The 11,337-nt window shown below is 73.1% G+C and carries 8 protein-coding genes; 3 read left to right on the plus strand and 5 right to left on the minus strand.

What is annotated here, in order from left to right; genetic code table 11:
- Nucleotides 1-930: 930 nt before the first annotated feature.
- The gene (locus tag OGL89_RS16345; protein WP_263121234.1) at nucleotides 931-1,833 is read left to right on the plus strand and encodes a Gfo/Idh/MocA family oxidoreductase; all 903 of its coding nucleotides are present in this window, start codon (nucleotides 931-933) and stop codon (nucleotides 1,831-1,833) included.
- Between the two features lie 229 nt (nucleotides 1,834-2,062).
- Here OGL89_RS16345 and OGL89_RS16350 read toward each other — a convergent pair whose 3' ends face one another.
- The 3 genes from OGL89_RS16350 to OGL89_RS16360 form a co-directional block, all read right to left on the minus strand.
- Nucleotides 2,063-4,288, minus strand: coding sequence for a peptidase C14 (locus OGL89_RS16350; RefSeq protein ID WP_263121235.1), 2,226 nt, complete (start codon nucleotides 4,286-4,288; stop codon nucleotides 2,063-2,065).
- A gap of 189 nt (nucleotides 4,289-4,477) precedes the next feature.
- The gene (locus tag OGL89_RS16355) at nucleotides 4,478-5,383 is read right to left on the minus strand and encodes a hypothetical protein (RefSeq protein ID WP_263121236.1); all 906 of its coding nucleotides are present in this window, start codon (nucleotides 5,381-5,383) and stop codon (nucleotides 4,478-4,480) included.
- A gap of 81 nt (nucleotides 5,384-5,464) precedes the next feature.
- A complete protein-coding gene (locus tag OGL89_RS16360) occupies nucleotides 5,465-5,839 on the minus strand; it encodes a hypothetical protein (protein ID WP_263121237.1) in 375 nt (124 codons plus the stop codon).
- Nucleotides 5,840-6,163: 324 nt separating this feature from the next.
- On the opposite strand from OGL89_RS16360, the gene OGL89_RS16365 reads away from it, so the two are divergent.
- Nucleotides 6,164-7,204, plus strand: a complete 1,041-nt coding sequence (locus OGL89_RS16365) for a methylenetetrahydrofolate reductase (protein WP_263121238.1) — start codon at nucleotides 6,164-6,166, stop codon at nucleotides 7,202-7,204.
- A gap of 7 nt (nucleotides 7,205-7,211) precedes the next feature.
- On the plus strand, nucleotides 7,212-9,557 hold the full coding sequence (gene metE / locus OGL89_RS16370; protein WP_263121239.1) for a 5-methyltetrahydropteroyltriglutamate--homocysteine S-methyltransferase: 2,346 nt from the start codon (nucleotides 7,212-7,214) through the stop codon (nucleotides 9,555-9,557).
- A gap of 185 nt (nucleotides 9,558-9,742) precedes the next feature.
- Here the strand turns inward: metE and OGL89_RS16375 are convergent, their stop codons facing one another.
- Together OGL89_RS16375 and OGL89_RS16380 are read right to left on the minus strand one after the other, a co-directional pair.
- Complete coding sequence (locus OGL89_RS16375) at nucleotides 9,743-10,168, minus strand: (deoxy)nucleoside triphosphate pyrophosphohydrolase (RefSeq protein ID WP_263121240.1); 426 nt, start codon at nucleotides 10,166-10,168, stop codon at nucleotides 9,743-9,745.
- 68 nt (nucleotides 10,169-10,236) lie between these two features.
- The coding region (locus tag OGL89_RS16380; RefSeq protein WP_263121241.1) for a putative sulfate exporter family transporter at nucleotides 10,237-11,337 on the minus strand (1,101 nt) is incomplete at its 5' end.

Genomic DNA, 11,337 nt, shown 5'->3' on the forward strand with positions numbered 1-11,337 from the left:
GCGCGCCGCCAAGGCCATGTCCAAGCGCCTGACCGCGCTCGGGTACCGGATGGCGGTGCCGCCGACCGGGTTCCTGGTCGGCGGGGTGACCGGGCCGCTGATCGACGGGGAGCTCGACCGGGCGCGGGCGTGGGGAGCCGAGCTGGCGGGGGTCGTCGGGGGCTGAAGAGCCTCTGTGGACAACCCCGGAACAGATGCTCTCGCACGTCACGATGGCGTATGGCAGAGCACGTGTTCGTCGACGAGAGCAAGAAGCGGGACTACCTGCTGGTCGCCGCCGCCCTGCCCGAGACCGCGCTGCCCGGGGCTCGACGGGCGCTGCGGGCGCTGCTTCGGCCGGGACAGCGACGCCTGCACATGGTGAAGGAGTCGGGCTCGCGGCAGCGGCAGGTGCTCGGGGTCATCCGGGAGCTGGCCCCGCGGGTGACGGTGTACCGGGCGGTGAGGGACGGGCGGTCGGACACGCTCCGCCGCGCGGCGTGTCTCATGTCGCTGGTGTCTCATTCCTGCGAACACGGGGCCGCCAGCATCACTCTCGAACGCGAGGACAGTGCCGAGGAGCGCGACCGGCACACGATCTTCCAGCAGCTCAGCCGTTTCGCACCTCAGGACCGCCCGCACTACCGCCACGTACGCCCGACAGCGCGAAACCCGAGTGCCGCAACCGTCCGGAAGGGTCTCGGGTCCACTTTCCCGGGCTACTGCCCGGAACACGTCCAGTTTACGGCCAGCCCACGCGCACGGTCCAGCACGATTGCCCCTCCTCGGCCCCCCGCACTACTCATCCGACCGCCGCCCGCCCGAGGCTCAGCACCGGAACGCCCCCATCCAGGCCGAGGCCGCCGACCGGAGCCGCTCCCGGACGGTCGGTCGCGCGAACGGGCCGGATACCCTGGCGCACCACCCCAGTCGCCGCAGCTCGGAGGAACCATGCGCCTCGCCGTGATCGGCCTGGCGTCCTCCCACGTCGACCAGATCGTGCGACTGGCGATGACGGGCCGACTCGGTCCGGCGCGGATCGGTGCGCTCATCCCCGCCGAGCACGAGCCGGTGCCGGTGGAACGGGTCGAGGCGCTGCGACGCGCGGCCGGACATCGTGGCCAGGACGGCTACGACGTCGCACTCGTGACCACCCGGGACCCCGCGACGCACCGCGCGCTGGCCGAACCGCTGCTGCGCGCGGGGGTGCCGGTGTTCGTGGACAAGCCGTTCGTCGCGGATCCCGCGGATGCCGCCGCGCTGGTCGCGGTGGCCGATCGGGCGGGGGTGCCGCTGACCTCGTCCTCGGCGCTGCGCTGGCACCCGGCGGTACGAGCGGCCGCGCGACGGTGGGCGGACGGCGGTGACGGCTCCGGTCGTGACCCGGCCACCCCCGGGCGCACGGCGAAGCACCCGGCTGATCCCGCGACGGCCGGCCTGACGCTGGGGGTGTCCGGCCCGGTGGATCGCGGCTCGCCCCACGGCGGTCGGGCGTTCCTCGGGGTGCACGCGGTCGAGGCGGCACTCGGGGCGCTGGCGCTGCGCGGAGCCGGCCTCGACCGGAGCGGGCGGGGTCCCGGTGCGGCGCGGGTCCTGCGGGTCGTCGACGACGAGCACCGCCGTCTGGTGGAGGTGGAACGAGGCGCGGACCGGGTGTCGATCGACCTGGGGCCCTGGGACGGCTGGCATCTGGTGGGACCCGGTGTCGACGCGGACCTCCCGCTCGCCGACGACTACCTGCGGCCGGGCCTGCTCGGTTTCATCGAGGGGGTGGCCCGCGGTGACCGGACCGGACCGCTGCCCGGCGCGGCACTGGTCGAGGCGGCGGAGCTGCTGGCCGAGGTGTGCCGTTGATCCCGCCGACGCACGCGGAGGGCGGTACCCGTGTGGGTACCGCCCTCCGTGGTGGGGTGTGGTCCAGCCCGACCGTCATCCCCGGGGTCCTGCGGCTCCGCCAAGAGCTTTCCAAACGCCATTCGGCACGACCGAACGGATAAGTCATTCAAGCAAGCGCTCCGGGCGGCGGCAACAGTTCAGCGTTACGGTTCTGTAAAGCCTGGTGCTGTTCGGCATAGCCGAATAGTCACACCACCAGGTTCCCGTCGGTCAGTACACCGGCCCCGGTGGGCGGCAACGCGTCCCGGACGACCCCCCGCTCGACGCAGGCGGTGTGCATCAGGGTCGACCCGGTCGCGAAGCCGGAGAGCTCCAACGCGCCGCCGATGAAGGTCGACCCGGTCGCCCGGTAGTGGTTGACGCCGTCGGTGACCCGGATATGCCCGAGATCCGCCCGGGCCGCGGTCCCGGTGTGGCCGTCCAGGTTCCAGCTCACCGACCGAGCTCCCCCGGCCGAGCGGCCGAGCACCGCCCCGGTGGACGGACCCCCCGTCGCGTGGGTGCCGGTCGCGGACAGCTCCTGGTCGGCGGCACCGTTCAGCAGCACCCCGGTGTTCTCCAGCGTCGTGCCGTCCATGGTCAGCCGGGAGGCGGCCACCGGGATCGGAGCGCCCGCGCCGTCCGCCGTGCCGCGCAGGGTGCACCCGGTCAGGGTCAGCGGACCGGTGCCCTGCCACGAGGTCGTCGCGCCGTCCAGGCCGGTGATCGTGGTGCGCACCAGGTGCACCGGCGTGGTCACGTTCGCCGCGATGAACGGCAGGGTGGCGTCCGCGCCGCTCAGCCCGATCACGCAGTCCTCGATCACGGTCGGCCGGGCCGAGACCGCGGTGGCCTGGGAGAGCTGGAACCGCGCATCGACCCGGCAGCCCCGCATCTGCAGGCCGTCGGCGTTCACCCACATCCAGCTCGGGTAGTCCGGCATGCTCGGGTCCTTGACCACCTGGCAGTCCTCCAGCGTCAGGTCGATCACCCCCACCCGGGCGAAGAACAGGGCCGTCACCTGCTGCCGCACCGTGACCCGCTTGGCCCGCCCACCCCAGGTCGCCCCCGAGTTGGCGAAGGTCATCAGGCCGCTGTTCCCGATGTAGGTCAGGTCGTGCTCGTACTGCCCGTGCGTGACGAACGGGCCCTGGACGTCGCCGTCACCGTGACAGTTCTGCACCATCGAGTACGCGGCGCAGGTGAAGTCGTTCAGGTGCCGGGCGTTCGACGTCCGGCAGTCCCGGACCTGCGCGTACAGGCAGCTGATCTGCTGGGTCAGGTAGCCGGCGCCGCCCAGCGTCACGCTCACCGGATTGCGCAGCGAGCACTGCGAGGTCACGTAGGTGGTGTTCCAGCGCCGCATGATCACCGGCCAGAACGTGCCCTCGGCGTCGATGGCGTGCACATCGCAGTGCGTGGCGTACTCGAAGGCGACCGGGTGCGACCCGGTGAGCTGGTCGCTGCCGGTGCCACGGAACCGCATCCGCTGGACGGTCACCCGCTGCACCGGGTCGACCCGGGTCCAGGTCAACGTGCGCCCCGCGGTCAGCGCCCACCCGGTCTTGTAGCCGACCCGGACGTGCGTGCCGTCGACGATCTGGGTGATCTGGAGCAGGTACATCAGCTCCCGCTCCGCGCTGCCGCCGCCGGGCCGGGGGTCGGTCTGCACCGCCCACCACTGCCCGATGGTGAACGCGGCCGAGTCCGGCACCGGCAGGATGTCCACCTGCTCCGGCAGGTCCGCGGGCAGGGCGCCGGTGACCACCTCCGCGGTGACCGCGCCCTGGAAGAACAGCACGGCGGCGAACGGGTCGTTGGCCGCGGCGGCCTCGATGCCCTCGGTGGTGACCAGGTGATGCCCGAAGTCGACCACCAGGTCCGAGCGACTGAACCGGTGCCGCCGGACGAAGTTCAGGTCGGTGTACGCCTCGATCCGCTGCACGGCCGGGTCGGCGACCATCGCGTCGAGCGCGTCGTCGGCCGGGGCGTCCGGGCCGAGCACGCCGAACTGGCGGAAGTCGACCGTGCCGTCGTGCACCAGCAGCCAGCGGCCGGTCCCGCCGGAGGACGCGGCGATCACGGTGCCGCCGTTGGGCGTGGCGGCGGAGTCGGGGTCCCAGCGGACCAGCAAGGACCCCCCGTCACCCGAGGCGGTGTACCCGTTCACCACGACCACGTCGTCCCGGGTCGGGGACAGCGCCTGGAGCTCGGCGACGGTGGCGACGCTGCGGGTGGGGCGGACCGAGCTGTTGCCCTGGTGGCTCCGGCCGCTGGTGGGCTGGTCGGCCCGCGCGGTGCCGGCCACCCCCGCCACGGCCGCGGCGCCGAGGAGGGACGCTCCGCCCAGCCGGAGCAGGCTGCGGCGACCGGTGGTCGGCGTCGGATCGTCCACGGTGACGGATGCGGGCAGGTCAGAGCTGTGCAAGCGCATGACAACCTCCTGGATCGATGGATGGATCCGTGCGGAGGTGCCGGGCGTTCGGGGCGGTCGTGCGCGGGCTGGGCGGACGGCCAGGCGGATGGAGCGACCACGCTGCGGCCCCTGTCGGGGTCGGGCCGAAGCTATGGCCGTCGTCGATCGGGTGTCAATGGGCGATCGGGCGTCGACGGCTCAGGGCGATCAGCGGCCCAATGCCTCCAGCCGGGCCGTCTGCGAGTCCAGCACGGCGGCGAAGTCGCCGGGGTTCTGGTCGACGGCCTGCTGCTGGTAGTCGGTCAGGACCGCATAGAAGACGTCGGCCCACCCGCTCTCGCCGGTGCACCGGACGTCGGCGAGCGCGACGGCGATCTCCGCGTCGGAGAGAAGGCTCAGCGAGAACGACTCCGCCGGGCCCTGCACCGTGTCGTAGTCGTAGCCGGCGGTCGCCATGCAGGTGGACCAGGCACCCACCGCGGCGACCACGTCCCGGTGCTCGAACGTCAGGTTGATCAGCTCGGACCGGATGTCGACGTCCGAGATCAGCGCGCCCCCGATCTCCCCCTCGACCTCGCGGAGGCACCCGCCGGCCGGGACGGGTTCCCCGCTGCCGTCGGTGAGCTCGGTGGGGTCGTCGCCGTCCGCGGGGCCGTAGGTGACCAGGGCCGTCAGCTCCCCCGAGGCGTCCGGTGGCGGGAGGATGTTGCTCGGGTCCTTGAGATAGAAGCCGCCCACCGGCGCCCACTCGCCGGTCGGGGACGCGTGATACCCGTACTCGGCGGCATGGGCCTCGTCGAGGGTGCCGGGTCGTCCGCCCCACATCGAGCGGCTGAGGTCGGCGGGTCGGAGGTAGTCGCCGCTGTAGACGGCGTCCACCCCGTAGCGAGCCGCGCAGGCGTCGAGGCGCGCGACCTCGGCGGACTGCATCGCCTCGAGATCCGCGACGTCGAGGTGGAACGCGTCGAAGGGCAGCGTGCTCTGCGCGGTGAAGGCGGGCACGTCCGCCCCCACCTCCGGTGTGACCCAGGCGGTGGTCGCGGTCTGCGGCGCGCAGCCGGCTGTCATCAGCGCCAGCAGGCCGGCGACGGCGATCGTTCCCCGTGTGCGCACGGAACACCCTCCCCTCACGGGCCACCAGGTGACGGGCGGGTCGCCCGCCACCTGGTGGCGATCGGTGATGAGCTCAGCGGCTCAGAGGGTGGAGCTGACGTAGCCCGTGCAGGCGATGGTGGTCGAGTTGTTCTTGACGCAGGCGTTGAACGCGATCGTCCCGCTGCTGCCGGGGATCGTGGTCGTGGTCGTCGTGCCGTTGCCGTTGGAGTTGTCCTTGACGCCGGTGCTGCCGCCGGACGTGCTCCAGATCGACCGACCGCCGTAGCCGTCCTCGCGGATGTCCCGCACCGCGAGCGTGTTCGAGCTCGACGTGTAGGAGACCGTGATGCGCGTGAGCCCGCCGTAGGAGCCGGTGACGGAGTTGTCCGCCTGGGCGACGCCCACCCCGACCCCGGACAGCGCGAGGCTGAGACCGACGACGGCGGCGGCTGCGAGGCGCTTCTTCTTCTGCATGGTTTCCCCCTAGAAACGTGATCTACGTCACTCGGCCGAGCGACCTGTGGCACGTTACCCGCGCGATGGGGGTCCGCGGGCGCGATTCGACGAACCGATCCGTCGCCGCCGATCCCCCCGCCGCGGGGACGTCCTGTCGCCCACGCGGTCCGGCCCCTGTCCAGCTCCTGGACTTGTCGTGTCAGGGATCCTTGCCACCGACCCGCTCACCACCTAGCGTTGCCGCACCCATCCAGAGCGACCGAGAGACCTGGCTCGTCGACGTCGCAGCAACCCCCCGCGCGAGCGGGTGCGGGTGCTTCCGCCAGGACCGATGGAGCATGCATGAGCGCGAGCGAGCAACGAGTCCCCACCGATGCGGTCGTCGACGGCCTGGGCGCGGTCGAGCGGCCCACGGTGTCCTTCGAGCTCTACCCCCCGCGCAACCCGAACGCGGCGCCCAAGCTCTGGGCGACCGTGCAGGCGCTCGCCGAGGTGCGCCCGGACTTCGTGTCGGTGACCTACGGCGCCAGCGGCTCCACCCGCACGACCACCCGCACCCTGGTCCGCCGGCTGCTGCGCGAGACGTCCCTCACGCCGATCGCCCACCTGACCTGTGTCGGGACGTCCCGTCAGGAGCTCGCCGACACCGTCGAGGAGTTCCTGGACGAGGGCGTGCGGGCGTTCCTGGCCCTGCGCGGCGACCCGCCGGCGGACGGCTCCTGGCGGGCCCACCCGGAGGGACTGCCCACCGCGGGCGCCCTGGTCGGCCTGCTCCGGGAGATCGAGGCCCGGCGGTGCGCGTCCAGCCCGGCCCAGGCGGTCCGCGCGACGGTGCGCCCGCTGTCGGTGGCGGTCGCGGCGTTCCCCCGGGGCAACGCCGGGGCGGGCAGCACCCGTGAACAGGACATCGCCGCCCTGCTGGCCAAGCAGGCCGCCGGTGCGGACTTCGCGATCACCCAGCTGTTCTACGACGCCCCGTCCTACCTGGAGCTGGTCGACCTGGCCCGCCAGGCCGGCGTGACCATCCCGATCGTGCCCGGCATCATCCCGATGACCGATCCGGCCCGACTGCGCCGGGTCCAGCAGCTGACCGGGGTCGAAGTGCCGGAGCACGTGCTGTCCCGGCTGGACTCCTTCGACCCGGAGACCGAGACCGCCGCCCGGCACCGTGCCGGGACCCGGCTGGGCATCGACCTGGTGAACGCCGTCCTGGACGGCGGCGCACCGGGCGTGCACCTCTACACCTTCAACAACGCCGGCCCCGCACTCGACCTGCTCGACGGTGCGGGACTCGGCGGCTCCGGCGCCCCGCGCGCCCGGGTGTCGCTGGCCGGTGCAGCGCCCTCGACCCCCACGATTTCTGTGCCCGTTCCAACCAGCTGAGGCGAAGATGACCCACACCCACCCGTTCCCCGCCGGCATCGTCCTGGGCTACCCGCGCATCGGGCCCCGGCGTGAGCTCAAGAAGGCGATCGAGTCCTTCTGGGCCGGCCGCTCCACCGCGGAGGAGGTCGAGGCCACCGCCGCCGACCTGCGCCGTCGCACCCGCACCCGGTTGGCGGAGCTGGGCCTGAGCACCACGCTGCCGGCCATCCCGAGCGCGTTCTCCTTCTACGACCAGGTGCTGGACGCCGCGGTCGTGCTGGGTGCGGTCCCGGAGCGGTTCGCCGACCTGCGCGACGCGGACGGCGGCCTCGACCTGGCCGGGTACTCGACCGTGGCCCGCGGCCGCGGTGACGACCTGCCGCTCGAGATGACCAAGTGGTTCGACTCGAACTACCACTACCTGGTCCCGGAGATCGGCCCGGAGACCGCGTTCGCCTACTCCTCGGACCGCCCGGTGCGCGAGTTCGCCGAGGCGCTGGCCGACGGCGTGCTAACCCGCCCGGTGATCGTCGGCCCGGTGACCTTCCTGGCGCTGGCCAAGGCGACCGAGGCCGCACCCGAGGGCTTCGCGCCGATCGACCGGCTGGAGGACGTGCTCGCCGTCTACGTCGAGCTGCTGCGCGCCTTCCAGGCCGCCGGCGCCACCTGGGTGCAGCTCGACGAGCCCGCCCTGGTCTCCGACTCGACCGGTGTGGACGCCGACCGCCTGCTGGCCGCCACCGAGCGGGCCTACCAGGTGCTCGGCGGCCTGGACGAGCGTCCGGAGCTGCTGGTCGCCGCCCCCTACGGCGAGCTGCGCGGCGCCCTGGACGTGCTGGCCGCCTCCGGCGTCGACGGCATCGCGCTCGACCTGGTCCGCGGCTCGCTGCCGACGGTGTCCGACGACACCCGCGCGAAGCTCGCGGACAAGGTCCTGGTCGGCGGCGTGATCGACGGCCACAACATCTGGCGTGCCGACCTGGACGCCGCGCTCACCACGCTGGAGCAGCTGGAGGGCCTGGGCGCCGAGCAGACCGCCGTCGGCACCTCGACCTCCCTGTTCCACGTCCCGCACGACGTGCAGGACGAGCCCGACCTGGACGACACCCTGAAGTCCTGGCTGGCGTTCGCGGACCAGAAGGTCGCCGAGGTCGTCACCCTGGCCACCGGCCTGACCGAGGGCCGCGAGGCCGTGCACACCGAGCTGCTCGCGGCCGCCGACGCCCGTCGGTCCCGTGCCGAGGCCGCCGGCGTGGTCCGCCCCGAGGTGCGCGAGCGCGCCGCCGGTCTGGACGAGTCCGCCTTCCACCGCGGCGAGTACACCGGACGTCGCGACGCGCAGGCCGCCCGCCTGAACCTGCCGCCGCTGCCCACCACCACCATCGGCTCGTTCCCGCAGACCCCGGAGATCCGCAAGGCCCGGGCCGCGTTCGTCGCCGGGGAGCTCACCGCCGAGCAGTACGACGACGCGATGAAGGCGGAGATCCGCGGCGTCGTCGAGCTGCAGGAGCGGATCGGCCTGGACGTGCTGGTGCACGGCGAGCCCGAGCGGAACGACATGGTGCAGTACTTCGCCGAGAACCTGGACGGATTCGCGGTCACCCGCAACGGCTGGGTCCAGTCCTACGGCTCCCGCTGCACCCGCCCGTCGATCCTGTGGGGCGACGTCTCCCGTCCGAAGCCGATCACGGTCGGCTGGACCGGCTACACCCAGTCGCTGACCAGCAAGCCGGTCAAGGGCATGCTCACCGGCCCGGTCACCATCCTGGCCTGGAGCTTCGTCCGCGACGACCAGCCGCTGGCCGACACCGCCAACCAGGTCGCCCTGGCCCTCCGGGACGAGATCGTCGACCTGGAGTCCGCCGGCATCGCCATCGTGCAGGTGGACGAGCCCGCCCTGCGCGAGCTGCTCCCGCTCCGGGCCGAGGACCACGCCGCCTACCTCGACTGGTCGGTCCGGTCCTTCCGGCTCGCCACCGCCGGCGTCCGCGCCGACACCCAGATCCACACCCACCTCTGCTACTCGGAGTTCGGCGAGATCATGGGCGCGATCGACGGCCTGGACGCCGACGTCACCTCCATCGAGGCCGCCCGCTCCAAGATGGAGATCCTCGGCGACATCGCGAACGCCGGGTACCCGCGCCAGGTGGGCCCGGGTGTGTGGGACATCCACTCCCCGCGGGTGCCCTCGGAGTCGGAGGTCACCGGCCTGCTCAGCACCGCGGTCCGGGACATCGACCCGGCTCAGCTCTGGGTGAACCCGGACTGCGGGCTGAAGACCCGTCGCTACGAGGAGGTCACCCCCTCGCTCGAGCACATGGTCACCGCCACCGGCACCGCCCGCGCCGGCCTGGCGGTCCCGACCGCCTGACCCGCACCCACGACGGCCGGGACGCCCACGGGGGTCCCGGCCGTCGGCGCGCGCCGCTTCCCCGGGCGAGTTCGGTACATCGGCGCCGAGTTCGGTCGCACAGGTACCGATCTCGCTGCCGATGTACCGAGCTCAGCGGCGGGTCCGACCCGTGACACCCGGCGGTCGAGCCGCCTCGGCGGGGGTCAGACCCGGGCGGCGTGCGCGGCGAGGGCGTCGACGATCCGCACGTCCGCGTCCAGCCAGGGCACCTGGTGCCAGTCACCGGCGGGGAGCCAGCGCAGCTCGTCGTGCTCGACCAGTGGCCGCGGCTCGCCGTCGGTGATCACCGCGAGCCAGAGCCGCATCTCGTAGCTGTCGGACAGGCGCCAGGCGCCGCCGTCCGGGCCGACCAGCTCCTGGCCGAGCCGCAGCTCGACGCCGAGCTCCTCGCGCAGCTCCCGGTGCACGCCCTCGACCGGGGTCTCCCCGGGTTCGACCTTCCCGCCCGGGAACTCCCAGCGCCCGGCCAGCGAGACCGGTCCGGAGCGGCGTGCGGCGAGCAGCGAACGCGGCGCGTCGAGGTCGTCGACGATGGCGGCGGCCACCACGAGGCGAGGGGAATCGGGCACGTCCGCAGTCTGCCAGCCGGTCGCCACGATGCCGGTGCTGGTCAGCGCAGAGCGGAACCGGGAATGCGTCACAGCATCGAGAGCCCGGCCAGGCTCACCCCGCCCGCCACCAGGGTGGCCAGTGCCCCGAGGGCCAGCGGCCGACCGCCGGTCCGGATCAGTCGGCCGAGGTGGATCTGGGTGCCGAGTGCGACCATCGCCGCACCCAGCGCCAGGGTCGTCACCGGCTTGACCAGTCCGATCGCGGGCTCGGGCACCGCACCCACCGTGCGCAGCAGCACCGCCAGCACGAAGCCGAGCACGAAGACCGGCACCAGCGGCGCGGCCCGGCCACCGACCGTCGCTCCGGTCCGGCTCCGCACCACGCCCACTCCGGCGACCATCGGCGCCAGCAGCAGCACCCGCGCCAGCTTGGCCACCACCGCGACGGTCAGCGCCACCGCCGACACCGTGCCGGCCGCGGCCACCACCTGCGCGACCTCGTGCACGGACATCCCGGCCCACAGTCCCGCGGTGCGGTCGTCCAGGCCGAACACCCGGCTGAGCAGCGGGAGCGCGATGATCGCCAGCGATCCGTACACCGTCACCAGGGCGACCGCGGTGGCGACGTCCTCCTCCTCCGCGTCGGCCACCGGAGTCATCCCGGCGATCGCCGCGGCGCCGCAGATCGAGAACCCGGTCGCGACCAGCAAGGTCAGCGCCCGGCGGACCCGGAGCAGTCGACCGAGCCAGAGCGTGGTGCCGAAGGTCGTCCCCACCGTGATCAGCAGGACGACCACCTCCCCGAGACCCAGGTGCAGCAGGTCCCCGACCGACAGCTGGAGACCGAGCAGGACGACACCGGCCCGCAGGACGTGACGCGCCGACCAGGCCAGCCCGGGTTCCAGCACGGCGGGCACCCACCCGGCACCCCGGGCCAGCGCGCCGAGCACGATGGCGATCAACAGCGCGGGCGCGGCCGGCGCGATCGCCGTCACGGCCACCGCCACTCCGGACACCGCGACCGTCACCAGCACCCCGGGCCAGCGCGACGAGTGCGACGAGTGCGACGAGTGCGACGAGTGCGACGAGTGCGACGAGTGCGACGAGTGCGACGAGTGCGACGAAATTGTCGCGCTACGGGCGGTTTGGGCGACAACTTCTTCGCACTCGGCGCACTCGTCGCACTC

The sequence above is a fragment of the Cellulomonas sp. RIT-PI-Y genome, from assembly GCF_025642745.1.
Classification (GTDB): Bacteria; Actinomycetota; Actinomycetes; order Actinomycetales; family Cellulomonadaceae; genus Cellulomonas.